This window comes from Roseitranquillus sediminis (assembly GCF_016918935.1).
GTDB lineage: Bacteria > Pseudomonadota > Alphaproteobacteria > Rhodobacterales > Rhodobacteraceae > Roseitranquillus > Roseitranquillus sediminis.
The window spans coordinates 18,801-43,143 of the sequence record NZ_JAFFOB010000019.1; the positions used below are offsets into that span (position 1 = coordinate 18,801).

The following is a 24,343-nucleotide window of genomic DNA, read 5'->3' on the forward strand; positions in this document are numbered from 1 at the left end:
GAGGCTGCCTTGACTGACATGAACTCGCTGCTCGAGCCCGGCATGCTCGTCCGCCACCCCTCGCGCGACGACTGGGGCACCGGGCAGGTGCAGTCGAACATCCGCGGCCGGATCACTGTCAACTTCGAACATTGCGGCAAGGTCGTGATTGACGGCGAACGCATTGATCTCATACCGATTTTCGATCCCTGATTTCCAGACACGGCGCCGGGACCGTAACACAACCCCCCGTTGTGTCAAACGAGGCATGAGCTTGCACCGTACGTTGCTGCCGCCTAGACACTGGCGCCTCGGAGGGCGGCGACCGGATGCGTACGATCGACAATGACCTGACGCTACGACTCGCGGCGGACGAGCGTGACCTGCGGGCGGCGCAGCGCTTGCGCTACGAGGTCTTCGTTGAGGAGATGGGCGGCGACGGCCCGATGGTGGATCACAAGCGCCGGCTAGAGCGCGATGCCTTCGACGAGGTCTGCGACCACCTCGTGCTGGTCGACGCGGCGCGGGATCCGAGTGGGCTCGACCACGTCGTCGGCGTCTATCGCCTGCTGCGCGACGACCAGCTGGCACCGAACGGCAGGTTCTATTCTGAGACGGAGTACGACCTGGCGCCTCTGCGGCAGAGCGGTCGCTCGCTGCTGGAACTCGGGCGATCTTGCCTGCACCCGAACTATCGCGGGGGCGGTGCGATGTTCCAGCTCTGGAAGGGGCTCGCCGATTATGTCACCCGCCACGGGAGCGAGATCCTCTTCGGCGTCGCCAGCTTCCCCGGCATTGACGTCGAAGCACTGGCCATGCCGCTTGCGCAGCTCCACCTCGCGCACCTGGCGCCGCCCGAGCTGCGGGTGCGCTCGCGAATGCCGCAGCGGATGGACCTGATGCCGCCGGAGAAGATCGACCGGCGCCGAGCGATGGTCGCGACGCCCGCGCTCATCAAGGCCTACCTCCGGCTCGGTGGCCACGTCGGCTGGGGCGCCTTCATCGATCGGCAGTTCAACACGGTGGACGTCTGTTTGGTGATGGACACCGAGCGGTTGAGCGGCCGCGGGCACAACCTCTACGCCCGAGGATCGGCTTGAACTACGTCTGGCGGTCCGAGGACGAGCCGCCTGTCCGCCCGATCCGCGGGCTCGCCTGGATCAGGGCGACGCTCCGGTGCGCGGCGCTGGCGACGGTCATGTTCGGCGGCCTCGGTCTGCTGTTGGTGGTGCGGCTGGTCGAGTGGCCGCTCTACGACGGGCGCAGACCCGTTACGCCGTCGATCACCCGGACGGTCTGCAGGATGGCCCTCCGGATAATCGGCCTGCCACGACACACGATCGGCCAGCCGGTGGCGCAGCGGGCGGTAGTGGTGGCCAACCACGGCTCTTGGCTCGACATCTTCGCGCTGAATGCGGGCCAGCGGCTCCGGTTCGTGTCGAAGTCGGAGGTCGGCACGTGGCCCGGCATCGGCTGGCTCGCCCGCGCCACCGACACCGTCTTCATCGAGCGGCAGGCGCGCGCTGCGCCGCTCCAGCGCGACATGATTTCGCGCCGCATCGCCGCCGGGCAGCGCCTCCTTTTCTTCCCCGAGGGGACCTCGACCGACGGCATGCGAGTCTTGCGGTTCAGGACGTCGCTCTTCGACGCTCTCTTCGCGCCCGGCATGCCAGACCTCGTGGTGCAGCCTGTAGCGATCTTCTATCGCGCGCCGCCCGGAGAGGATCCGCGCTTCTACGGCTGGTGGGGCGGCATGGACTTCGCGCCGCACTTCCTCAGGGTGCTGGCAGCTCGGCGCCAGGGGCTTGTGACGGTGGCGTATCTCGAGCCGATCCGGGTTATAAACCATCCGAACCGCAAGGAACTGGCGCGCCGCTGCGAGGAGGAGGTGCGCCACGCCCTCGAGCGGCTCAGAGAAGGGGCTCGAGAATCCGTCTGAACGCATCGGCGGGATCGTTTGCGCGCCAGCACTCCGTGTCCGGCACCACGAAGTCCGTCACCTGCATCAGCGCCTCGAGCGACGGGAGGTTGACGCCCTCGGCCACAACCGGGATCTCGATCATCTCGGACCACCAAGCGAAGAGCTCCGGTTCGGCGAACGAGCCGTCGCCGAGCTGGCTCTGGCGCACCGGCCCGAACGAGACATAGTCCGCGCCCGCCTCGCCGGCGCTCATCCCGTCGTGGCGCGAGTGCCCGCAGAAGGCGCCAACGATCCGGTCGCCGCCCAGCGCCTTGCGAACCTTCCGCACCGACCGCGCGCCGTCGAGCAGGTGCACCCCGTCGAGACCGAGCCGCTCCACGAGGCCCACATGCGCGGCGACCACCACCGCCACGTCCCGCCGGTGCGCCACCTCGCGCACCGCGTCCGCCGCGCGTGCGATGCGGTCCTCGTCCGTCGTGGCGAGGTCGAGCCTCAGGCACTCCACCGGGACGCGGTCCAGCACGGCCGCGAGCGTGTCAGGAAACACCTCCGCGTCGATCTCCGGCGGCGTCACAAGATAAATCCTGGGCGTCTGCGTATCGGCCATGGCTGCTCCCCGGTGCGAGGCTGGCTATAACCGCTGCGCGAGGCCGCCGCAAAGGGATGCTTGCGGTCCCGCGGCCGCGGCCCTAGTCCCGGGCGCGTCCGTTCCCCGAGGTGCCAATGTCCCAGCCCGCCTTCGTCCTCGTGCGCCCGCAGATGGGCGAGAACGTCGGTGCGGCCGCTCGAGCGATGGCCAATTTCGGCCTGGAGCAGATGCGCGTCGTCGCGCCGCGCGATGGCTGGCCGAATCCGCGAGCGGTGGCGATGGCGAGTGGCGCGGGGCGCCTCCTGGACGCGGCGAGCCTGCACGATGACCTGCCGGCGGCGCTTGCGGACCGGCATCTCGTTCTGGCGACGACGGCGCGGCCGCGTGGCCTCGTCAAGGACGTGCTGACGCCCGAGGCCGCGATGCAGCTGGCGCGCCGCCGGATTGGCGAGGGGCAGAAGGTTGCGGTGCTGTTCGGCCCCGAGCGTGCGGGGCTCGAGAACGAGGACGTCGCGCTCGCCTCGGCCGTGGTCACGGTGCCGGTGGACCCCGCATTCCCGTCGCTGAACCTCGCGCAGTGCGTACTCCTGATGGCCTATGAGTGGCGCCGCGCCGGAGCCCCGGTCGCGCCCGCCGAGGCCGCCGAGTCCGCGACTCGACGGGAGATCACGGCGCTTGCGGATCACTACGAGGAGCGGCTGACGGAGGCCGGGTTCTTCTTCCCCGAGGCCAAGGCCGGCCCCATGCGCCTCAACCTGCGCAACCTCTGGAACCGCCTCTCGCTCACGCACGGCGATGTGCAGATCTTTCACGGAATGCTGCGGCAACTGGTCCGGCGGCGCGACGGCTGACTTGAAGGCGTCTTCCCGCTCCCATAGGGTCCGCGCGCACCGAGCAGGATGGACCCGATGAGCCAAAAGCGTGCCATCTTTCAGGAGGTCGAGAGCGACCGGCGGGAGCAGTCGGAGCAGGCGGGCGGTTTGATCGACCGCGCGCGTCCCGGCGCGCGAGGTGCGCTGCGAGTGTGGCTGATCGTGCTCTTCGCGCTCGTCGTCGTGATGATCGCAGTGGGCGGGCTGACGCGGCTGACCGACAGCGGCCTCTCGATCACCGAGTGGCGCCCGGTCACCGGCGCCGTGCCGCCCCTGAGCGACGCCGACTGGCAGGCGGAGTTCGAACTCTACCAGCAGATCCCCGAGTTCCAGCTCCAGAACCGCGACATGACGCTGGACGACTTCAAGACGATCTACTGGTGGGAGTGGGGACACCGCCAGCTCGGCCGGGTGATTGGGCTGGTGTGGCTCGTGGGCTTCGCCGGCTTCGCGCTGACGCGGCGGCTGCCGCCGGGATGGACCGGACGGCTGCTGCTCCTCGGCGCGCTCGGCGGCCTGCAGGGGGCGGTCGGCTGGTGGATGGTCAGCTCCGGCCTCGGCGGCGAGATGCTGGACGTCGCCTCCTACCGGCTGGCGGTGCATCTTGGCCTCGCCTTCGTGATCCTTGGCGCGATCGCGTGGTTCGTGATGCGCCTCGGCCGGCCGGAGGCGGCGCTCCTGCAGGCGCGGCGCGCGCGCGAGGCGCGGCTCTTCGGGATGAGCACGGGCCTCCTTCACCTGACCTTCCTGCAGATCCTGCTGGGCGCCTTGGTGGCGGGCATCGACGCGGGGCGCGGCTATACCGACTGGCCGCTGATGGCGGGCGGCTTCCTGCCGCCGGACCTGTTTCAGCTCAGCCCGTGGTGGCGCAACTTCTTTGAGGACGACGGCCTCGTGCAGTTCATGCACCGCATGGTGGCGTATGTCCTCTTCGTCTTCGGCCTCGTCGTCTGGCGCGTTTCTCGCCGCTCCGGCAACGGGGCGACCCGCACCGCCTTCGACTGGATGGCGGTCATCCTCTTCGGGCAGGTGGTGCTCGGCATCGTGACGGTGATGAGCTCGGCGCCGTGGCACCTCGCGATCCTCCACCAGCTCGGCGCGGTGGCGCTCTGGGTGCTGATCCTCCGGGCGCGCTTCTTCGCGCAGTATCCGCTGCCGCAGTCGGTGAGAGGCCGGGGATGAGCGCCTACGACGACCTGATGGCGTACCAGCGCGAGACCGAGGCGCTGGCGCAGATCGCCGGCCGTCTTTCGTGGGACCAGGAGACGGTCATGCCGCGCGGCGCGGCGCCGCAGCGGGCCGACGAGATGGCGGCGATCGAGGGCGTCCTGCATGCGCGGCGAATGAACCCGCGCGTGGGCGAGTGGCTGGAGCGGTGCGAGGCCGATCCTACGCTCGACGCCGTGGCGCGGGCGCAGCTGCGCCACATCCGCCGCACGTTCGAGCGGACGACGCGCCTTCCGGCGGCGCTGGCCTCCGAACTGGCGCGCGTCACCAGCCGTGCGCAGGGCGAGTGGGCGCTGGCGCGCGCCTCCGACGACTTCGCCGCCTTCGCGCCGACGCTCGAGCGCGTGGTCCGGCTGAAGCAGGAGGAGGCGGCTGCGCTGGCCGACGGTGGCGAACTCTACGACGCGCTCCTCGACGACTACGAGCCGGGCGCGACGGCCGAGAAGCTGACTGCGATGTTCGGCGCGCTCCGGCCGCGGCTCGTGGCGCTGCGCGAGCGGGTGCTCGGGTCCGACCGGCGCGCGCCCCGCGTCTCGGGCGAGTTCGACGAGGCGGCGCAGCTCGCCATGTCCACCGAACTCGCGCTGGCCTTCGGCTACGACATGGAGCACGGTCGGATCGACAAGGCGGTGCACCCGTTCTCGTCGGGCTCGGGCCTCGACGTGCGGATCACCACCCGCACACAGCCGCGCGACCCGTTCAACTGCTTCTACTCCACGATCCACGAGGTCGGCCACGCCGCCTACGAGCAGGGGATCGACGACGCCTACGCGCTGACGCCGCTGGGGCAGGGGGTCTCGATGGGCGTGCACGAGAGCCAGAGCCGGATCTACGAGAACCAGATCGGCCGCGGCCGTGCCTTCACCGGATGGCTCTTCGACCGGATGCGCAAGCGTTTCGGCGACTTCGGCATCAGGAGCGCGGACGACTTTCATGCGGCAGTGAATTACGTCCATCCCGGCTTCATCCGTACCGAAGCCGACGAGGTGCACTACAACCTCCATGTCCTCATGCGCTTCGATCTGGAGCGCGCGATGATCGACGGCGACCTCGCCGTCGCCGACCTGCCGGATGCCTGGAACGCGCGTTCCGCGCGCGATTTCGGGGTCGAGGTCGATCGCCCTTCGAACGGGTGCCTGCAGGACGTGCACTGGTCGGTTGGTCTCTTCGGCTACTTCCCGACGTATACGCTGGGCAATGTCTATGCCGGCTGCCTCCACGCGGCGCTGCGACGCGACGTGCCGGACCTCGACGCCGCGCTGGCGGAGGGCGACACGCGCCCGGCGACAGGCTGGCTGCGCGAGAAGGTGCAGCGGCACGGCGGCCTGATGAAGCCGCGTGAGGTCATCGCCTCCGCCTGCGGCTTCGAGCCGTCGGAAACGCCGCTCCTCGACTACCTCGAGGCGAAGTTCTCCGGGATCTACGGCCTCTGAGGGCGCCGGTGGACCATCAGGGCCTGGAGATGGACGCGGACGCTCTCGCGTCCTTCCTCGCGACGGAGTTTCCGCAGGTGGCGTCTAACTTTGAAATCATGCGCGTCATGCCGATGCAGGTCGAGGTACGGATGCCGGTGACGGAGCGGAACCTGCGTCCCGGCGGCACCGTGTCGGGCCCGTCGATGTTCGCGCTGGCCGACGTGGCGGTCTACCTTGCGATCCTGGCGATGATCGGTCCGCGCAGCCTGGCGGTAACCACGAACTGCTCGATCGACTTCATGCGCAAGCCGGCGGCAGAGGCCGCGATGACGGCGCGCGCGGAGCTCCTGAAGCTCGGGCGGACGCTGGCGGTCGGCGACGTGCGCATGTTCTCCGACAGCCTGCCGGAGCCGGTTGCGCGGGCGAGCCTGACCTACTCGATCCCGCCGCTGCGCGTCCGAAACGGGTAACGCTCCTCGAGCTCCCACGGCCCGCCGAGGTAGCGCCAGAGAAGCAGTCCGGTCACGTCGCCCGTGATCTCCGGCAGGGCCGCCAGATGCGCCAGCGTGCCGAGCGCCGTCTCCCGGTCGACCTTGTTCTGAACGGTCACGTGCGGCTTCAGTCCCGCGCGGTCCTGCGGCGCCAGCCAGTCCGCCCAGACTGCGGCGAGAGCGCTGCGTAGACCGGGCAGGGGCGGGCACACGATGCGCAGCGCGGCCCCGCGCCCGAGATCCATGGCGCCCGCCGTGTGGAAGTTCAACCGCTCCGTACGGCCCGCCGCCGCTGCCAGATCCTGGCCGACGCGGACGCGTTCATGGCCCGGCAGCTTGTGGAACAGGGTCAGGTGCGCCGGGACGAAGTTCCGCTCCGGCGGAAAATGGCGCGCGCGCAGCGTGTCGAACGCCTGCTGCGCGCACTTGTCGAGCGACACGGTCACGATGAGGGGGGCCTGGCCCGTCATCCAATCCCTCTCATTCGTGGGGTATATAAATACCGCATACGCAACTCACTGACGAGGCGTGGATATTTCGCGCGTTGCGCGCTTGACTGGCGTTTTCCAATCGCTAGAACCCTTCCATCCGGCGCCGGCGGATTCGGCGCGTGACCCGACTTCAGGATACCAGAGATGAAAACCTTCACCGCTACTCCGGCGGACATCGAGAAGAAGTGGGTGGTGGTCGACGCCGAGGGCGTCGTCCTGGGCCGCCTCGCCTCGATCGTCGCCATGCGCCTGCGCGGCAAGCACAAGGCGACCTTCACCCCGCACATGGACATGGGCGACAACGTCATCGTCATCAACGCCGACAAGGTGCAGCTGACCGGCAACAAGCGCCGGGAGAAAACCTACTGGCGCCACACGGGCTATCCCGGCGGCATCAAGTCCACCACCGCCGAGAAGGTGCTCGACGGCAAGCACCCCGAGCGCGTGGTCGAGGCCGCCGTAAAGCGGATGCTGCCCGGCAACAAGCTGAGCCGCCACGTCATGGGCAACCTGCGCATCTACGCCGGCGCAGAGCACCCGCATACCGCACAGAACCCCGAGGTTCTCGACGTCGCGTCGATGAACAAGAAGAACACGAGGACCGCCTGATGGCCCAAGAAATCAGATCGCTCGACGACCTGGACCAGGCCGTCGCCGGCACCGATGCCGCGCTGCCCGAGTCCGAGGCCCCGCGCGAGCCCGTGCGCGACGAGTTCGGCCGCTCCTACGCCACCGGCAAGCGCAAGGACGCGGTCGCCCGCGTCTGGATCCGCCCCGGCAGCGGCAAGGTCACGGTCAACGGCAAGGAGATCAACACCTACTTCGCGCGCCCCGTGCTGCAGATGATCCTGCGCCAGCCCTTCCAGGTGGCGGGCGTCGAGGGCCAGTTCGACGTGCAGGCGACCGTCAAGGGCGGCGGCCTCTCCGGCCAGGCCGGTGCCGTCAAGCACGGTGTGTCCAAGGCGCTGCAGCTCTACGACCCCAGCCTGCGCGCGCCGCTCAAGGCCGCAGGCTTCCTGACGCGCGACAGCCGCGTGGTGGAGCGCAAGAAGTACGGCCGTGCCAAGGCCCGCCGCAGCTTCCAGTTCTCCAAGCGCTGACGATCTTCGGCGGGCGGTCCGGCCGCCCGCCGCCCTCGCGGGTGTTGGCTGCCTGTGCCACGCCCCTTCAGGTCGATCAGCCGATACACCTTCCATCAAGACGGGCGCTCGCTGCGACTGCAGTGACTACCGCCTTTACATCGACCCGCGTTGGATTCTTAAGGTGACAAGGCGGCGGCCGCACAGGCCGCCGATTCACGTCGCGGGGGACAGGATTGGCGAGCGAGGCGAGACGGGGTTGGGTGCTGATGGGGCCGCCGGCGCTCTATGCGCTGCTTATGCTGGCCGTGCCGCTTGCCACGATCTTCGCCTACACTTTCTGGACGCAGGACGGCCTCACGATCGACCGCACCCTCACGTTCTCGAACTATCGCGAGGCATTCAACGACCCACTCTACCGCCAACTCATGCTGCGCTCCGTGTGGATCGCCGGGGCGGTGACGCTGGCGACGGTCATGACCGCATTTCCCATCGCCTACTTCGTGTCGTTCCACGTGCCGCAGCGGCGCAAGGCGCTCTGGATCTTCCTCATCACCATTCCGTTCTGGACGAGCTACCTGATCCGCGTCTTCCTCTGGAAGGTGATCCTCGGCTACAATGGCGTGCTGAACACGACGCTCCTCGGACTCGGCATCATCGACGAGCCGCTCTCCTTCATCCTCTACAACGCCAACGCCGTGGTCATCACGCTCGCCCACGCCTTCGCGCCGTTTGCGATCCTGCCGATCTTCGTCGCGCTGGAAAAGATCGACCGCTCGCTGCTCGAGGCTTCGCGCGACCTCGGCGAGACGCACCTGACGACGTTCCTGCGGGTGACACTGCCGCTGGCGATGCCGGGCATCGTCGCCGCGGCGCTGATCGTCTTCATCCCGACGATCGGCGACTACGTCACGCCGCGGCTGGTGGGCGGGCCTGACGGGCTGATGATCGCCAACATGATCCAGACCCAGTACCTGCGCCTCAACGATGCGCCGATGGGGGCGACACTCGCCGTGCTGGCGATGGCCATCGTTGCGGTCATTTCGGCGCTGGTGTTCCTCGCCTCGCGCCTGACCGCGAGGATCTGGGCATGAGGGGCGGGGGACTGCGCATCTACGCGCTCATCTACCTGCTCTTCCTCTATGCGCCGATCCTCCTGCTGCCGCTCTTCGCGTTCAACTCGTCGCAGATCATCGCCTTTCCGCTCGCAGGCTTCTCGACCCGCTGGTTCGAGGAGCTGGTCACGGTCGACGCGCTGCACGAGGCGGTCTTGAACAGCCTCTTCATCGCCGTCGTCTCCGCCGTGCTGGCGACTTTGCTCGGCATTTGCGCCGCCCGCACCGCCGCCCGCTACCGCTTTCGCGGCAAGGGCCCGGTGCTGGGCTTCATCATGCTCCCGCTGGTGCTGCCCGAGATCATCGTCGCGGTCGCCCTCCTGACCCTGATCCTGCAGCTCGGCCTCGACCTCTCGGTCTGGAGCGTGATCGCGGCGCACGTCCTGATCTGCGTCCCGTTCTCGATCGCGATCCTGCAATCAGCATTCCAGAACCTCGACGCCTCGCTCGAAGAGGCGGCGGTCGATCTGGGCGAGACGCGGTGGTCGACCTTTCGCCTCATCACGCTGCCGCTGGTGATGCCGGGCATCATCTCGTCGCTCCTGATCTCGTTCACGATCTCGCTCGACGAGTTCATCATCGCGTTCTTTCTCAGCGGGACGGACCCCACGCTGCCGGTGTATCTCTGGGGCCTCCTGCGCTTTCCGTCGAGCCTGCCGGTCGTGATGGCGCTCGGAACCATCCTTGTCGTGCTGTCCATCCTGCTGATAACCACGGCCGAATTCTTCCGCCGCCGCGGCCTCGCCCGGACCGGCGCAACCGACAGCGGGGGCTTCATTTGAGTGGACCGATCGTCGCCCTGAAGGGCGTGCACAAGTCCTACGGCGACTACCACGCGCTGCGCGGCATCGACCTCGAGATCGGGGCGGGCGAATTCTTTTCGCTGCTGGGTCCGTCTGGCTGCGGCAAGACGACGCTGCTGCGCACCATCGCCGGGTTCGAGGATGCCTCCGAGGGCCGCGTCCTGCTCGACGGGCGCGACATGGCAGGCGTGCCGGCCAACCGACGGCCGACGAACATGGTGTTCCAGACCTACGCCGTCTTTCCGCACCTCAGCGTCGCCGAGAATGTGGGCTTCGGCCTGCGACGCTCGCAGATGCCGAAGCCCGAGCGTGCGCGCGCCGTCGAGGCGATGCTCGAGCAGGTGGGTCTCGGCGGACTCGGCCGCCGTGCGGCCCACGCGCTCTCGGGCGGTCAGCGGCAGCGGGTCGCGCTCGCTCGCGCGCTGATCCTCAAGCCCAAGGTCCTGCTGCTCGACGAGCCGCTCTCCGCGCTTGACCGCAAGCTGCGCGAGCAGATGCAGCACGAGCTGCGCAGCCTCCAGCGCCAGGTCGGCATCACCTTCATCCTGGTCACCCACGACCAGGAGGAGGCGCTGATCATGTCCGACCGCATCGCCGTGATGTTCGAGGGCCTCATCGCCCAGCTCGCCACGCCCGAGGACATCTACAACCGTCCCGTGGACCGCCGCGTCGCCGAGTTCATCGGCGTGATGAACCTCCTGCGAGCCGAAATTCGCCGGAACGGCAGCGGCATCGAGGCGGAGATCGAGGGGCTGGGCACCGTGCCGATCGAAGCGCGGCAGGTGCCCGGCGGCCTCACCGGGGCGGCAACCGCCGGCCTGCGCCCCGAGACGCTGACCGTGCTCTACGAGGGCCAGCCGGATCGCGGCCGCGTCACCCACGGGAACATTGAGGAAGAGACGTACTACGGCGACATGACTTATTACGGCGTTCGCCTCGACGGGACCGACAGGCCGGTGACCATCTCGATGCGCAATCTTCCGGGGCGCGACATTCTGGACCCCGGCACGCGGACCCGCGTGGCGTGGTCGCCCGAGGCGCTGATCTTCTTTCCCTGAGCGCTACGCGTCCGGGGGGATCAGGCCCAACCCGCGCAGGTAGATGCCGATGCCCGACTCGAGCAAGTCCTCGGGCGAAAAGGGCGACTTGGCGCCAACCTCGCCGCGTGCAAAGAGCTCGACTACGCCGTGGCTCATCGCCCAGACATGGGCCGAGAACATCTGCGGCGGCGGACGCTTCTCCGGCGGGATGCGCTGCGACAGCCCCTCCGCCGCCCGCTCGAGCACGCGCGCGGCGCGCGACGCGGCGTCCGACAGCGCCGAGCTCCGGTTTGGCGCAATGCCGCTTTCGAACATGGCGATGTAGTGGCCGGGATAACGGCGCGCGAAGGCGAGATAGGCGCGTCCAGTCGCCTCGAAGGAGGCGAGGGCGGACGGCTGGCCGCTCTCGTAGGCGTGCTCCATCAGGTCGGCGAAGATGGCGTAGCCCTGCCGCGCCGCCTCGGCGATCAGGTCCTCGCGCCCCACGAAGTGCCGGTAGACCGCCGCGGGCGTCACGCCCGCATCCTTGGCCGCCTCGCTGAGGGTGAAGCCCGCCGGCCCCTTCGCCTCGATCAGCGCCAGCGCCGCCTCGACGAGGGCCTGTCGCAGGTTGCCATGGTGATAGCCCTGCTTAGGCATCCGCGCTCACCGACCGACTTCGGCGATGTCGAAGGGCGTGGTCTGGTAGATCTGGTTGATCCAGTTGCCGTAGAGCAGGTGGGCATGGCTGCGCCAGCGGTTGCGCGGGCTCTGGCACGGGTCGTCGCCGGGGAAGTAGTCGACAGGCGCGGCAATCCTCCGACCCTCCGACAGGTCGCGCCGATACTCCTCGGCCAAGGTCCCGCTGTCGTACTCGAAGTGGTTGAAGATGTAGAGCGCGCGGTGGCACGGGTCCTCGACGAGGCACGGCCCCACCTCGGGCGAGCCGAGCAGCGTTCTCAGCCCCTCCGCCGCGTCGATCTCCGGCTGCCGGACTTCGGTCCAGCGGCTGACCGGCACCACGCAATCGTCCGAGAAGCCGCGGAGATAGGGCGAGGCGGGATCCCAGTTGTCGTGCCGGTAGCAGCCGAAGGCCTTTGCCTCCAGCATGTGCTTCGCGACTCCGTGGAAGTGGTGGATCATCGCCATCCCGCCCCAGCACACGCCGAAGGTCGAATGCACGTGCGTCTGCGTCCAGTCCATCACCTCGCGGAGTTCGTCCCAGTAGGTCACCTCCTCGAACGGCAGGTGCTCAATCGGCGCACCGGTGATGATGAGGCCGTCGAACTTCTCGCCCCGCACGTCGGAGAACGGGCGGTAGAACGCCTCCATGTGCTCCGCCGCGGTGTTCTTCGTCTCGTGCGAGGTCATGCGGATGAGGTTCAGGTCAATCTGCAGTGGCGTCGCGCCGATCAGTCGGGCGAACTGCGTCTCGGTCTGGATCTTCTTCGGCATGAGGTTCAGGAGTCCGATCCTCAGCGGGCGGATGTCCTGCCGCGCCGCTGTCGCCTCCGACATCACCATCACGCCTTCCCGGGTCAGGACCTGGAAGGCAGGAAGGTCTGCGGGGATAGTGATCGGCATCGGCGGGTCCTTCGGGCGGAGCGCTCGGAATACGCCCCTCAGCGGCGTCTCTCAAGTGCCTCGGCGACGAGGTCGATCACGTCCTGGGCCGAACGCACCTGCGCGACCTCGGACGCCGCGACCGTGACGCCCCACTTGTCGGCCATGGCGCGATAGATCGGCTGACGGTGCGCGAGAGCGCGGGCATAGGTCCAGCGCACGAACGCGTCGGGGTCCACTCCGACGGGCGACTGTCCCGTCTGGCCGAGATACTCGTACCATGCTGCGCGCAGCATGTCGGGACGGTAGTACATCGGCTTCGGTGCCCGGTCGAAGCGGCGTATCAGTTCCTCGGTGTGCGCGTCGCTGCCCTCGATCCAGACCGGCAGAAGGTGCTGCGTCAGGAGAGTCAGGAGCGGGTCAGTCGGGTCATGCGGATCGACCACCTCGCAGATCGAGCCGCTCGTGTCGCAGACGAAGTCGTCGTAGCCGTAGAGGTCGCGCGCGCGGTCGATGAAGCGCACCGTGTCGCGCATCGCCGCGATCTCCGCCTCGCGGTGCAGCTCTTGCCGCGCCATGTACTCCTCGAAGGGCAGCCCCCCCTTGGCGGGGTCGCCCGGCTTGCCGAGGAAGGTGGAAAGAGGCGCAAGGTTTTCGAACGTTATGTTCGAGGCGATGTAGATCGAGTCGCTCAGCAGCAGGTCGCGCAGGAAGGGCTCGCGCATCGCCACGCGCTTGAAGTTGTCGACGATGTGCTCGCCGAGATACCGCGTGCCAATCCGGTAGTCGACCGAGTAGTGGAACCACCCGCCGGCCCGCCGTAGCAGGTTCGAGACGTGGGTCTTGCCAAGCCCCGACATGCCGAAGAGCAGGATGCGCTTCGATGCGGCGGCGCGCCAGTCGTCGGAGGTCTTGTAGATCATGCGCCTCCCGCTGCCACGCCGGCAGCCGCGGCGCAAGGTCCCGGCTCCAGACAGTCCGGAGCCGGTGAGCCCTTAGAAGTTGTAGCCGATCTCGATGCCGACGCCGATCGCTTCGTTGTCGGTGAAATCACCTGCCTGAGCGCCGCTAAGCTGGGTCTCGGCATCGCCAAGCCAAGCGTAGCTGACACCCCCGGTGATCGAGACGTTCTCGATCCGGTACGTGCCGCCGAGCGTGACGCTGGTCCGTCCGTCGGACGGGCCGAGATTGGCGGCGAAACCGCCGACCTGCGGCTCGTAGGAGACCGAGAGCGCGCCCGAGAACTGTTCCGTGAACTGCCGCCCGACCCCGAGCGTATACGTCCAAGTATCTTCCTCGAAGCTGACAAGGGCCTGGTCCGCCAGACTGAGGTAATCGGCGGGAGAAATGTCAAACTCGTCCCAATCGACCCACCGGACACCTCCAAAGAGGAGCGTGTCCGGCGCCACCCCCGTCTGGAACTCCAGGTTCACCGACTGCGGCGTTTCGATCTCGGTATTTGATTCCCGGCCTAGTCCGAGCACCGAGTCCTCGACCGTGTCCAGATTGTGCTCGATCCGCGAGTTGTAGGTTAGTGCAATGCGCGCCGCGATCGCCGGGATTTCGTAAGCTGCGCCGATCAGGTAGCCGACGCCCGCGTCCGCCTCGCCGTCGGCCTCGTAGGGCGTACCGGCGAGCGGGCCGAGGGGGGAGGTGACGAAGGGGACGATCGCCGTCGCCTCTAGCGTCTGGTAGCGCAGGCCGCCGTGCAAGCTGAAGTTCGACGGCATCTTGTAACGCAGCACCGCCGTCAGCGAGTTCGTGTTGAGTTCGGCCGTGGAGCCGGCAGCGAAGTACGTGCCGCCGGGATAGTCGACGTCGGCGCCGAACGGCTGGTCGAAGATGAGCGCGCCGCTCAGGCCGTTTCCGAAGTCATGCTTGTAGGCCGCGGAGAGCTGGCGGAAATCATCTACCATGTTGCCGGATGACGAACCGGCGGGCGAACCGGGCAGGTTGATCACCTGTACGCCGGAGAGGTCGGGACTGACGGTGCCGAACGCCAGTTCCGCCCGGTTCCCCTCCTCAAAGATGATGGCGATCGACTGGCCCGAGCGGTCGACGCCGCCAGCAAAGGCAGTGCCCGTGCCGAGGACGACTGCGCTGGTGGTTGCGAGAAACCGGTGCATTGTTCTCCCTCGAATTGGTCGGATCCCATTCAGTCCGCGCGGCGTACAAGGTCAACTGTCTCCGGCTTCTATGAGCAATTATCTAACTCGGCGTTATCTTTCTGTCACAACCTTCCCCCGTCGTCTCCTCTCGTTCCACACGTTGAGGTAGATGGCCGCGAAGATCACCGCGGCGCCCAGAAAGACGGGCGTTTCCAGCGGCTCGCCGTAGAGCAGCATGCCCACGATCGCGATGACCGGCAGGCGCGCGAAGTCGAGCGGGATCACCACCGTCGCCGGTGCTAGCGAGAGTGCCTGCGTCAGGCAGAAGTGCGCGAGCAGCCCGGCGCAGGCGATGACGCCGACCCAGGGCCAGTTGCCGGGCGAGGGCAGGGTGATCGACCCGTCGATCCCCGCGCAGATCAGGCCGAAGGTCGCCTGCATCACCGTCAGCCAGAAGAGGATCGAGGTGATCGTCTCGGTCCGCGTCAGCAGCTTTGTCGTCAGCGCCGAACCGGCGAAACCGATGGCAGCGAGCGCCGCCGCCACCAGCCCGGCCGAGATCGGCTCCGCCCCCGGCCGCGCCACGATCAGGATTCCGAGGAAGCCCGTCACCGCCGCGAAGACGCGCGCCCGGTTCAGGTGCTCCGCCAGAATCAGCGGCGCCAGCAGCGCGACCCAGAGCGGCTGGCTGAACTCCAGTGCGAAGACTTGCGCCAGCGGCGCCGCCGTGATCGCGAAGAACCAGAGGTTCTGCCCGGTGAAGTGACTGACGTTCCGCACCAGGTGCAGGCCCATCCGGTTTGCCCGGACCTGACGCAGAGTGCCCGCGACCGAGGCCACGCCGAGCACCAGCGCGATGCCGAGGAGCGATCGGTAGAGCATGATCTCAAACGTATCTAGCTCCAAACTAACCTCGCGACCGGCGACCGCCATCGAGCTGAAGCTGACGATCGCACCGGTCATCCAGGCTGCTGCGGCGAGCGGTCTCGACGTCTCGGGGGACAGGGCAGCGCCACCGGCGAGGGAAAGACGCCGCGGAAGCCTCACTCCCACTCGATGGTGCCGGGCGGCTTCGACGTGACGTCGTAGGTCACGCGGTTGATCCCGTGCACCTCGTTGATGATCCGGGTCGCTGTCTCTCCGAGGAATTCGTGGGTGAAGGGGTAGTAGTCCGCCGTCATCCCGTCCACGCTGGTGACCGCCCTGAGCGCGCAGGCATAATCGTAGCTGCGCCCGTCTCCCATCACACCCACGGTCCGCACCGGCAGCAGCGCGACGAACGCTTGCCAGATGTCGTCGTAGAGGCCGTGCCGCCGGATCTGGTCGATGTAGATCGCGTCCGCCTTGCGCAGGATCTCCAGCTTGTCGCGCGTCACCTCGCCGGGGCAGCGGATGGCGAGGCCGGGGCCGGGGAACGGATGGCGGCCGATGAAGCTCGCCGGAAGGCCCAGCTCGCGCCCCAGCGCACGGACCTCGTCCTTGAAGAGCTCGCGCAGCGGCTCGACCAGCTTCAGCCCCATCTTCTCCGGCAGGCCGCCCACGTTGTGGTGGCTCTTGATCGTGACCGACGGGCCGCCGGCGAAGCTGACGCTCTCGATCACGTCGGGGTAGAGCGTGCCCTGCGCAAGAAACGCCGCTCCGCCAACCGCTTCTGCATGCTTCTGGAACACGTCGATGAAGAGGCGGCCGATGGTCTTCCGCTTGACCTCCGGGTCCGCGACGCCGTCCAGCGCATCGAGGAAAAGATCGCTCTCGTCAGCATGTACGAGTGGGATGTTATAGTGGTCGCGAAACATCGTGACCACTTCCTGCGCCTCGTTCTGCCGCAGCAGCCCGTGATCGACGAAGACGCAGGTCAGCTGATCGCCGATCGCCTCGTGGATCAGCACTGCCGCCACCGAGCTGTCGACGCCGCCGGAGAGACCGCAGATCACCTTGCCGTCGCCGACCTGAGTGCGAATCTTTGCGATGGCTTCGGCACGATAGGCGCCCATCGTCCAGTCGCCCTTAAAGCCGGCGAGCCGCGCGAAGTTCTGCAGGAGCAGTCGCCCATTCGGCGTGTGGTGCACTTCGGGGTGGAACTGCACCGCATAGAAGCCGCGCGCCTCGTCTGCGACGATGGCCATCGGCGCGTTGGGAGAGGTGCCGACGACCTCGAACCCCGGCGCCAGTTCCGTCACCCGGTCGCCGTGGCTCATCCACACTTCCTCGCGCCCGGTGGCGAAAAGGCCGGCGAAGATCGAGTCGCGCCCGTGTGTCCCGCTAGGGGTGACGAAGGCGCGTCCGAACTCGCGGTGGTGCCCGCCCTCGACCCGGCCGCCCAGCTGGAGCAGCATCGTCTGCTGCCCATAGCAGATGCCCAGCACCGGCACGCCTAGATCGAAGACAGCATCCGGCGCTCGCGGGCTGTCGGCGGCCGTCGCGCTGGCGGGGCCGCCGGAGAGGATGACGCCCTTCGGCGCGAGTTCCCGCATCTTGGCGTCGTTCAGGGCATTGTAGGGCCAGATCTCGCAGTAGACGCTTGCCTCGCGCAGGCGGCGGGCGATCAGCTGCGTCACCTGACTGCCGAAGTCGATGATGAGGAGGAGGTCGTGGCGTGAGCGGTCCATTGCCCCGCGATAGAAGCGCGCCCGCCCGAGGGCAAGGGCCGCGCCGCCCGCCACGCGTCGCGTCGGCCGAATCTTCGATTGACCGACCCCCCGGTTGATCTCTACCGAATCCTTCAGGACCGGGAGGCGCGGCATGGCAGAGCGGCGGGGACGTGGCGGCGGAGCGGCACGACGGGCCGAGCGGCGCACGCTGCAGGTCGAGGCGGCGCGGTTCATCGAGCGGCGCATCCCCACGCTCGACATCCTTCACCCCGAGGCGCTGGAGCTGATCGAGACGAACGCCGAGACGGTGCTCGAAGAGATCGGCATCGCCTTTCCCGAGAACCCCGCGGCGCTGGCGCGTTGGCGCGACGCCGGCGCGGACGTGGACGGCGATCGGGTGCGCATACCGCGCGGCCTGGCGAGAAGCCTCTGCGCGACCGCTCCTTCACGCTTCACCCAGCTCGCGCGCAACCCGGCGCGCAGCGTCGAGATCGGCGGCAATTCCCTCGTCTTCGCACCCGTCTACGGGCCGCCCTTCATCCGCGACCGGAGCGGCGGGCGGCGCTACGCGACGATCGAGGACTTTCGCACCCTGGTGAAGCTCGGCCAGATGTCGCGCTGGCTGCACCACTCGGGCGGCACCCTGTGCGAGCCGACGGACTTGCCGGTCAACAAGCGGCACCTCGACATGCTGCTCGCCCACATGACGCTGAGCGACAAGCCGTTCATGGGCTCGGTCACCGAACCCTCGCGCGCCGAGGACTCCGTCGCCATGGCCGCGATCCTCTTCGGCCGCGAGGCGTTGGCAGAAAACGCGGTGCTCACATCGCTCATAAACCTCAACTCACCGCTCACATTCGACGCGACGATGGCCGGCGCGCTGGAGGTTTACGCGGCGGCGGGGCAGGCCTGCATCATCTCGCCCTTCATCGTCGGCGGGGCGATGGCGCCGGTGACGGTCCTTGGGACGCTGACGCAGATCCAGGCTGAGGTGACGGCGGCCGTCGCTTATTCGCAGCTCGTGCGCAGCGGCGCGCCGGTGATCTTCGGCGCCTTCGTCACGTCGATCGACATGAACAGCGGCGCGCCCACCTTCGGCACGCCGGAGGCCGCGCAGGTGACCTTCGGCGCCGGACAGCTCGCGCGGCGTCTCGGGCTGCCTTACCGCTCGGCCGGAGGGTTCACGGGATCGAAACGTCCCGACGCCCAGGCGGGGTACGAATCAGCCAACTCGCTGCAGGCGGGTTTGCTGGCGGGGGTCAGTTTCATGCTGCACGCGTGCGGGTGGCTCGAGGGCGGTCTCGTGGCCTCGCCGGAAAAATTCGTGATGGATGCGGACCAACTCGGCGCGCTGCACCGCTTCGCGGCGGGCGTCCGGACGGAGCCCGCCGACGATGCGATGGATGCCATTCGCGAGGTCGGGCCGGGCGGTCACTACCTCGGCTGCGCCCACACGCAGGCGCACTTCAAGGAGGCGTTCTGGCGGAGCGACGTGCTTGACTATCGCCCGTTCGAAAGCTGGGACGAGGCGGGCGCGCCCGACACGGAGGCGCTCGCCGCCGCCAGGGTCGACCGGCTGCTCGCCGCCTACGAGCAGCCGCCGCTTGACCCTGCTGTCCTCGAGCAGCTCGAGGAGTTCGTTTCGCGGCGCAAGGCTGCGGAACCAGACAGCTTTTCCTGATCCTCAGGTGACGATGCGCGGCAGCAGGCGCGCCTCGGCGATGAGCGCGATCAGCAGCTCCACGTGGCGGGCGGGGCTGTAGGCGGCATCCCGTGCCCGGCGCGTTTCCTCGATCCGCGCCTCCTCCGCAATCAGCGACGAGATCGCTCGGGTTGGCGCCGGCAGGGTCTCGGCCTTCATCAAGCGCTTCAGGTCGCGCTCGCGGTTGTAATCGCGCAGTCCGAAGCGCGCAGCGCGGATAAGTAGGCGCGGCCGGCGCAGCGTGTTCAAAGCCCCTGTGAGATTGGTCATCCTGGTTTTCCCATTCTTGACGAAGCAGACAGCGGCAGCTTCAAACAACCAGAGCGGGTGTTGCGCTGTGGACAGTATTTGCGTTCGTTGGCTTCCGGTGATCTTCAAGTTTGATAAAGACCTTGAATTGATGAAATTCGTCGCCAAAGCGCCGGACGCAGCTACAATCGAAAGTTGTGGATCGTCTGGGGAAAAGTTCGGTCGGAGGGCGACGGGTGCAATGGAGGGCGACGTGATCAAGACGGACACCGCCGGGCGTATCTGCTCCGCCCTGCCGCTCTGGGTTCCCAAGGCGGCACGGCATTACCTGGTTCACATCGAGACCGGCAGCTCCATCCGCGAGCTTGCCCGCCGCTCGGGCTGCCATGCCTCGACGGTGCTGCGCCAGGTCCGCCGGTTCGAAAGCTTGCGCGACGACCCTCTCGTGGATGAGGCGCTCCGGCGTCTCGGTTCTTCTCATTTCGCCTCTTCAAGCGAACGATCCACCAGGGGACGCAAGCCCATGACCGCTGCCTTCAATCCGCCACAGACGCCCACCGAAGAGACGATCGACCGCGAGGCCCGCCGGGTGCTGCGCCGTCTCAACGAGCCGGGCGCCTGCCTCGCCATCGCCAAGGACATGGAAAAGGCGGTGGTCGCTCGCGACTCCGCGGACGGCCGCACCATCCGGACGGCTGTGCTTGACCGCGAGATCGCCGAGGCGATGGCGCTGAAGGACTGGATCCGCTGCCACAGCCAAGGCAGGGTGGCCCGCTATCGCATCACGCAGGCCGGAAGATCGGCTCTCAAACGACTGATCTCGCAGGATGAAGCCGACAGACACGGCTTCTCCGAGGCGCCGATGGCCTTCGCCGACCAGCACCGCGACTACGACGACGACAGCAAGAGCCGCCGCGGCATCCGCTACAATGTCAGCGAGAGCCCCCTCACCACGCTCGCCCGCCGCAAGGAGAAGGATGGTTCGCCCTTCCTGTCGGCCGAGCAGGTCGCGGCGGGCGAGCGGCTGCGCGAAGACTTCGAGCTGGCGCAGCTCGGCCCGCGTGTGACGCAGAATTGGGAAAAGTTCCTCATTGGCGGCCGCGAGGCATTCGGGCCGCGCAGCGAGACGGGCAACGGTTCACAGAAGGCGCGCGACCGGGTGGCGGCGGCGCTCGCGGACCTCGGGCCCGGCCTCGGGCACGTCGCCCTGCGCTGCTGCTGCTTTCTCGAGGGGCTGGAGATGACCGAGAAGCGGATGGGCTGGTCCGCACGCTCGGGCAAGATCGTGCTGCGCATCGCTCTAGAACGGCTCAAGCGGCACTACGACGAACGCGAGGATGGCTGGTCGCCGATGATCGGCTGACCGCTGGCGGTGCCCGACGAGCATAAAGCCGCCATCATGATCCTTGCGCTGCGGCGGCGCGGCTTCTCCTCCTGGCCGCGCCGCCGCTCTTTCAGAAAAAGACCTTACTCGGCAGCCGTCTGGGCGCTGTGGCTGGTGCTCAGGCTGGCCTCCGCGTCATCGCGGCCCTGCTTCTCCAGCGCCTCGCGCACGCCCGCGCCATAGGCCGGATCGACCTTGTCGAAGTGCTCGAGCTGACGGTCCACGATGAACTGTGGAACGCCCTGCATCGCACCAGCTATGTTGGAGAAAAGCCGCTTCTTCTGATCATCGTCGAAGAGGTTGAAGAGCGCGCGCGGCTGGCTGTAGTGGTCGGCCACCCCGCGGAACTCGTACCGGCCGACTTGACCGGAGTATTTGTGCGGCGGCTCCTCCACGGTCGGATCCTCGACCGGGCCGTTGAAGCTGTTGGGCTCGTAGTAGGCATCCGGGTTGGTCTTCAGCCCGAATGCCATCTCGCCGCCCTGGTGATAGTGGTGCACCGGGCACCGCGGCTTGTTCACCGGCAGCACGTCGTAATGCGTGCCGATCCGGTAGCGGTGCGCGTCCGGATACGAGAACAGCCGCCCCTGCAGCATCTTGTCCGGGCTGAAACCGATCCCCGGCACCACGTTCGACGGGTTGAACGCTGACTGCTCGATCTCGTGGAAGTAGTTCTCTGGGTTCTTGTTCAGCTCCATCGTGCCGACCTTGATCAGCGGATAATCCCCGTGCGGCCAGACCTTGGTCAGGTCGAACGCGCTCCAGCCGGTCTTCTCCTCGAAAGCCTGCTCCTCGCCTTCGGGCATGACCTGGATGTACATCGTCCAACTCGGGAAACTGCCCTCCTCGATCATGCCGTAGAGCGCTTCCTGATAGCTCTCGCGCGACTTGGCGATGACTTCGGCGGCTTCGTCGTTGGTGAAGTGCTTGTGGCCCTGATTGGTCTTGAAGTGGAACTTGACCCAGAACCGCTCGCCCTGGTCGTTCCACAGGCTGAACGTGTGGCTGCCGTAACCATTCATCCGGCTGGGGTCGGTCGGAATGCCGCGGTCCGACATCAGGATCGTCACCTGGTGCAGCGACTCGGGGCAGAGCGACCAGAAGTCCCACATCGCGGTGGCCGAGCGCAGGTTGGTGCGCGGGTGCCGCTTCTGCGTGTGGATGAAGTCAGGGAACTTGTAGGGGTCGGCGACGAAGAACACCGGCGTGTTGTTCCCGACGAGGTCCCAGTTGCCCTCTTCGGTGTAGAACTTCAGCGCAAAGCCGCGGACGTCGCGCTCGGCATCGGCCGCGCCCTGTTCACCGGCCACGGTCGAGAAGCGTGCCAGCATCTCGGTCTGCTTGCCCTTCTCGAACACCTTGGCGCGGCTGTACCTGGTGATGTCCTCGGTCACCGTCAGCGTGCCGTAGGCGCCCCAGCCCTTGGCGTGGACGACGCGCTCGGGCACGCGCTCGCGGTTCTGGTGGGCCAGTTTTTCGACCAGCTGGTAGTCCTCCAGCAGGACCGGCCCATTCGGGCCCACGGTCTTGGAGTTCTGGTTGCTGGCGACCGGCGCGCCGGCCGTCGTCGTCAGACGAGGTCTGTCGCTCATGGTTGCTTCCTCCTTGAATGATTCTCGGGCGCAAGATCGTCGATCAGGCCGATAATGTGAAATTGCATTTTCTGCGCCTGCCGATAACCTGTCCCTATGGCGCTCACCCTCAAGCAGCTGGGATACTTCGTCGCGCTCGCGGAGGAGGGGAGCTTTGGCCGCGCCGCGCAGCGGGTACGGATCAGCCAGCCCGCGCTCTCCGTCCAGGTGCGCGAGCTCGAGGGCGCGCTAGGCGTCCGCCTCGTCGAGCGCCTGCCGCGCGAGGTGCGCCTCACCCGTGCAGGCCGAGACACGCTGTTGCGCGCCCGCGCCATCCTCTCGCAGGTCAGTGATCTCGAGCAGGCGACGCGCCGGCAGCATGGCCTCTCGGGCCACCTCACGCTCGGCATCATCCCCACGGCCGCGCCCTATATCCTGCCGCCGCTCCTCACCCGGCTGCGAGCGCACGACGTCACCCTCGACATCCGCGTCCGCGAGGCACAGACCGCGTCGCTGATCGAGGCGTTGGGGCAGGGCAGGCTCGACGCCGCCGTCGTTGCGCTCCCGGTGCCGGAGCGCAACATCGCCGCCATTCCGCTCTTCGAGGACCGCTTCGTCCTCGCAGGCTCCTCGGCCCGCATCGAGGCGCTTTCCGAAGCGGCGGCGCAACTCCGGCCCTCGCACCTCGCGCCCGACCAGATCCTCCTCCTCGACGAGGGGCACTGTCTCGCCGACCAGGCGCTCGAGGTCTGCCACCTCGCCCGCCGCGGCCGCATGGATCTCGGCGCCTCGTCGCTCGCCACCCTCTGCGGCCTCGTGGCCGAAGGGCTCGGCCTGACGCTCCTTCCCGAAACCGCGCTGCCGACCGAGACCGCCGCCGCCCCCGGCCTCGCCGTCCGCCGCTTCTCCCCGCCCGAGCCTGCGCGCACCCTCGCGCTCGTCCACCGCGCGGGCGCCGGCACCGCGTGGGTCGACGACCTGGCCGCCATGCTCTCCGACGCCGGGCGCGCCGTCCTCGATGAGGCGCGACACCTCGCCCCGCCGCCCTTGGACAACGCCCCGCCAACGGGTTAGATCACGCCTCAGACCTCCCGGAGACCCCGATGCCCCGCGACCTGACGATCCCCGGCCAGCGCCACCCTGAAAAGGCCCGCCGCCCCGACAACGCCCAGCCGAAGAAGCCCGACTGGATCCGCGTCAAGGCGCCCAGCTCCCCGGGCTACAAGGCCACCCGCGACATCATGCGCGAGCACCGCCTCACCACCGTCTGCGAGGAGGCCGGCTGCCCCAACGTGGGTGAGTGCTGGTCCCAAGGCCACGCCACCATGATGATCATGGGCGAGATCTGCACCCGCGGCTGCACCTTCTGCAACGTCGCCACCGGCCGCCCCGACGCGCTCGACGTGTTCGAACCCGGCCGCGTCGCCGACGCCGTCAAGAAACTCGGCCTCAACCACGTCGTCATCACCTCGGTCGACCGCGACGACGTCGAGGATGGCGGCGCCGAGCACTTCGCCCAGACCATCCGCGCCGTCCGCCGCCAGGCCCCCGGCACCACGATCGAGATCCTGACGCCCGACTTCCTGCGCTGCGACCCCTCCGTGCTCGAGACCGTCGTCGCCGCCAAGCCCGACGTCTTCAACCACAACCTCGAGACCGTGCCCGGCCTCTACCCCGAGGTCCGCCCCGGCGCCCGCTACTTCCACTCCCTCCGCCTGCTCCAGCGCGTGAAGGAGATCGACCCCGCGATGTTCACCAAGTCCGGCATCATGGTGGGCCTGGGCGAGGACCGCCAGTCCGTCCTCCAGGTCATGGACGACATGCGCGCCGCCGACATCGACTTCCTGACCATCGGCCAGTACCTGCAGCCCACGCCCAAGCACCACCGCGTCGACCGCTTCGTCACCCCCGACGAGTTCGCGTCCTACGAGCGCGCCGCCTACGGCAAGGGCTTCCTCATGGTCTCGGCGACGCCGCTCACCCGCTCCTCGTACCATGCGGGGGACGATTTCGCGCGGCTGAAGGCGGCGCGAGAGAGGGCGTTGGAAGCTGGTTTCTCCTTTAGGTAAACGGCTTCCCGGAGTCTGCGTTCTTCTGCACTATCTAGCTCAATGCGTATTCGCTATGTCATCCCAATAGAAAGGAAAGTGCTACTAGCGGACCATTGGGATATT

At 67.8% G+C, this 24,343-nt stretch carries 26 protein-coding genes; 16 read left to right on the plus strand and 10 right to left on the minus strand.

The annotated features are described in order from the left end of the window. Window positions 1–18: 18 nt before the first annotated feature. The 3 genes from JM664_RS13610 (at window position 19) to JM664_RS13620 (ending at window position 1,918) form a co-directional block, all read left to right on the plus strand. Complete coding sequence (locus JM664_RS13610; RefSeq protein ID WP_227420476.1) at window positions 19–192, plus strand: DUF3553 domain-containing protein; 174 nt, start codon at window positions 19–21, stop codon at window positions 190–192. Window positions 193–308: 116 nt separating this feature from the next. Continuing rightward, window positions 309–1,079, plus strand: a complete 771-nt coding sequence (locus tag JM664_RS13615) for a GNAT family N-acetyltransferase (RefSeq protein ID WP_227420477.1) — start codon at window positions 309–311, stop codon at window positions 1,077–1,079. Continuing rightward, window positions 1,076–1,918: a lysophospholipid acyltransferase family protein gene (locus tag JM664_RS13620; protein WP_227420478.1), complete on the plus strand. Its 843-nt coding sequence runs from the start codon at window positions 1,076–1,078 to the stop codon at window positions 1,916–1,918. The genes JM664_RS13615 and JM664_RS13620 overlap by 4 nt, the downstream gene beginning before the upstream one ends. Here the strand turns inward: JM664_RS13620 and JM664_RS13625 are convergent. Then, window positions 1,890–2,507, minus strand: coding sequence for a thiamine phosphate synthase (locus tag JM664_RS13625; protein WP_227420479.1), 618 nt, complete (start codon window positions 2,505–2,507; stop codon window positions 1,890–1,892). The two genes, JM664_RS13620 and JM664_RS13625, sit on opposite strands and share 29 nt — an antisense overlap. A gap of 116 nt (window positions 2,508–2,623) precedes the next feature. On the opposite strand from JM664_RS13625, the gene JM664_RS13630 reads away from it, so the two are divergent. Genes JM664_RS13630 through JM664_RS13645 form a run of 4 tightly spaced genes read left to right on the plus strand, consistent with a single transcriptional unit; the run spans window position 2,624 to window position 6,473 of the window. Beyond that, complete coding sequence (locus tag JM664_RS13630; protein ID WP_227420480.1) at window positions 2,624–3,340, plus strand: RNA methyltransferase; 717 nt, start codon at window positions 2,624–2,626, stop codon at window positions 3,338–3,340. 57 nt (window positions 3,341–3,397) lie between these two features. Next, complete coding sequence (gene ctaA / locus JM664_RS13635; protein ID WP_227420481.1) at window positions 3,398–4,543, plus strand: heme A synthase; 1,146 nt, start codon at window positions 3,398–3,400, stop codon at window positions 4,541–4,543. Further along, window positions 4,540–6,021 carry a carboxypeptidase M32 gene (locus JM664_RS13640; RefSeq protein WP_227420482.1) on the plus strand — a complete coding sequence of 494 codons (1,482 nt, stop codon included), beginning with the start codon at window positions 4,540–4,542 and terminating at the stop codon, window positions 6,019–6,021. The genes ctaA and JM664_RS13640 overlap by 4 nt, the downstream gene beginning before the upstream one ends. A 29-nt stretch (window positions 6,022–6,050) precedes the next feature. After that, window positions 6,051–6,473, plus strand: a complete 423-nt coding sequence (locus JM664_RS13645) for a PaaI family thioesterase (RefSeq protein ID WP_227420729.1) — start codon at window positions 6,051–6,053, stop codon at window positions 6,471–6,473. On the opposite strand, the gene JM664_RS13650 is transcribed toward JM664_RS13645, so the two are convergent. Further along, window positions 6,437–6,964, minus strand: coding sequence for a 2'-5' RNA ligase family protein (locus JM664_RS13650; RefSeq protein ID WP_227420483.1), 528 nt, complete (start codon window positions 6,962–6,964; stop codon window positions 6,437–6,439). The genes JM664_RS13645 and JM664_RS13650 overlap by 37 nt on opposite strands. Window positions 6,965–7,129: 165 nt before the next feature. Here JM664_RS13650 and rplM point away from each other — a divergent pair, with 165 nt between their 5' ends. From rplM to JM664_RS13675, 5 genes are all read left to right on the plus strand, one after another. Then, the gene (gene rplM / locus JM664_RS13655; RefSeq protein WP_227420484.1) at window positions 7,130–7,594 is read left to right on the plus strand and encodes a 50S ribosomal protein L13; all 465 of its coding nucleotides are present in this window, start codon (window positions 7,130–7,132) and stop codon (window positions 7,592–7,594) included. Then, on the plus strand, window positions 7,594–8,085 hold the full coding sequence (rpsI, locus tag JM664_RS13660) for a 30S ribosomal protein S9 (protein WP_227420485.1): 492 nt from the start codon (window positions 7,594–7,596) through the stop codon (window positions 8,083–8,085). Before rplM ends, rpsI begins: the two co-directional genes overlap by 1 nt. A 248-nt stretch (window positions 8,086–8,333) precedes the next feature. Further along, a complete protein-coding gene (locus JM664_RS13665; protein WP_227420730.1) occupies window positions 8,334–9,158 on the plus strand; it encodes an ABC transporter permease in 825 nt (274 codons plus the stop codon). Then, window positions 9,155–9,961, plus strand: coding sequence for an ABC transporter permease (locus JM664_RS13670; RefSeq protein WP_227420486.1), 807 nt, complete (start codon window positions 9,155–9,157; stop codon window positions 9,959–9,961). Before JM664_RS13665 ends, JM664_RS13670 begins: the two co-directional genes overlap by 4 nt. Next, window positions 9,958–11,040, plus strand: coding sequence for an ABC transporter ATP-binding protein (locus tag JM664_RS13675; RefSeq protein ID WP_227420487.1), 1,083 nt, complete (start codon window positions 9,958–9,960; stop codon window positions 11,038–11,040). The genes JM664_RS13670 and JM664_RS13675 overlap by 4 nt, the downstream gene beginning before the upstream one ends. Before the next feature lie 3 nt (window positions 11,041–11,043). Here the strand turns inward: JM664_RS13675 and JM664_RS13680 are convergent, their stop codons facing one another. The 6 genes from JM664_RS13680 to guaA form a co-directional block, all read right to left on the minus strand. Beyond that, window positions 11,044–11,661 carry a TetR/AcrR family transcriptional regulator gene (locus JM664_RS13680; protein WP_227420488.1) on the minus strand — a complete coding sequence of 206 codons (618 nt, stop codon included), beginning with the start codon at window positions 11,659–11,661 and terminating at the stop codon, window positions 11,044–11,046. Window positions 11,662–11,667: 6 nt separating this feature from the next. Continuing rightward, entirely contained in the window at window positions 11,668–12,585 is a 918-nt protein-coding gene (gene metA, locus JM664_RS13685) for a homoserine O-acetyltransferase MetA (RefSeq protein ID WP_227420489.1), read from the minus strand. A gap of 38 nt (window positions 12,586–12,623) precedes the next feature. Next, a complete protein-coding gene (locus JM664_RS13690; RefSeq protein WP_227420490.1) occupies window positions 12,624–13,487 on the minus strand; it encodes an ATPase in 864 nt (287 codons plus the stop codon). A 72-nt stretch (window positions 13,488–13,559) separates the two neighbouring features. Beyond that, on the minus strand, window positions 13,560–14,690 hold the full coding sequence (locus JM664_RS13695; protein WP_227420491.1) for an OmpP1/FadL family transporter: 1,131 nt from the start codon (window positions 14,688–14,690) through the stop codon (window positions 13,560–13,562). A 93-nt stretch (window positions 14,691–14,783) separates the two neighbouring features. Next, on the minus strand, window positions 14,784–15,635 hold the full coding sequence (locus tag JM664_RS13700) for a DMT family transporter (protein WP_227420492.1): 852 nt from the start codon (window positions 15,633–15,635) through the stop codon (window positions 14,784–14,786). Window positions 15,636–15,715: 80 nt separating this feature from the next. After that, complete coding sequence (guaA, locus tag JM664_RS13705) at window positions 15,716–17,281, minus strand: glutamine-hydrolyzing GMP synthase (RefSeq protein WP_227420493.1); 1,566 nt, start codon at window positions 17,279–17,281, stop codon at window positions 15,716–15,718. 133 nt (window positions 17,282–17,414) lie between these two features. On the opposite strand from guaA, the gene JM664_RS13710 reads away from it, so the two are divergent. Next, window positions 17,415–18,944, plus strand: a complete 1,530-nt coding sequence (locus tag JM664_RS13710; protein WP_227420494.1) for a trimethylamine methyltransferase family protein — start codon at window positions 17,415–17,417, stop codon at window positions 18,942–18,944. A gap of 3 nt (window positions 18,945–18,947) precedes the next feature. Here the strand turns inward: JM664_RS13710 and JM664_RS13715 are convergent, their stop codons facing one another. Beyond that, window positions 18,948–19,235 carry a DUF6477 family protein gene (locus tag JM664_RS13715; protein ID WP_227420495.1) on the minus strand — a complete coding sequence of 96 codons (288 nt, stop codon included), beginning with the start codon at window positions 19,233–19,235 and terminating at the stop codon, window positions 18,948–18,950. 220 nt (window positions 19,236–19,455) lie between these two features. On the opposite strand from JM664_RS13715, the gene JM664_RS13720 reads away from it, so the two are divergent. Next, window positions 19,456–20,577, plus strand: a complete 1,122-nt coding sequence (locus JM664_RS13720; protein ID WP_227420731.1) for a DUF6456 domain-containing protein — start codon at window positions 19,456–19,458, stop codon at window positions 20,575–20,577. Window positions 20,578–20,681: 104 nt separating this feature from the next. Here JM664_RS13720 and JM664_RS13725 read toward each other — a convergent pair whose 3' ends face one another. Further along, the gene (locus JM664_RS13725; protein WP_227420496.1) at window positions 20,682–22,190 is read right to left on the minus strand and encodes a catalase; all 1,509 of its coding nucleotides are present in this window, start codon (window positions 22,188–22,190) and stop codon (window positions 20,682–20,684) included. 96 nt (window positions 22,191–22,286) lie between these two features. Between JM664_RS13725 and JM664_RS13730 the strand changes: the two genes are divergently transcribed. After that, the gene (locus tag JM664_RS13730; RefSeq protein ID WP_227420497.1) at window positions 22,287–23,243 is read left to right on the plus strand and encodes a hydrogen peroxide-inducible genes activator; all 957 of its coding nucleotides are present in this window, start codon (window positions 22,287–22,289) and stop codon (window positions 23,241–23,243) included. 29 nt (window positions 23,244–23,272) lie between these two features. Beyond that, on the plus strand, window positions 23,273–24,238 hold the full coding sequence (lipA, locus tag JM664_RS13735; protein ID WP_227420498.1) for a lipoyl synthase: 966 nt from the start codon (window positions 23,273–23,275) through the stop codon (window positions 24,236–24,238). The last annotated feature ends 105 nt before the right edge of the window (window positions 24,239–24,343 follow it).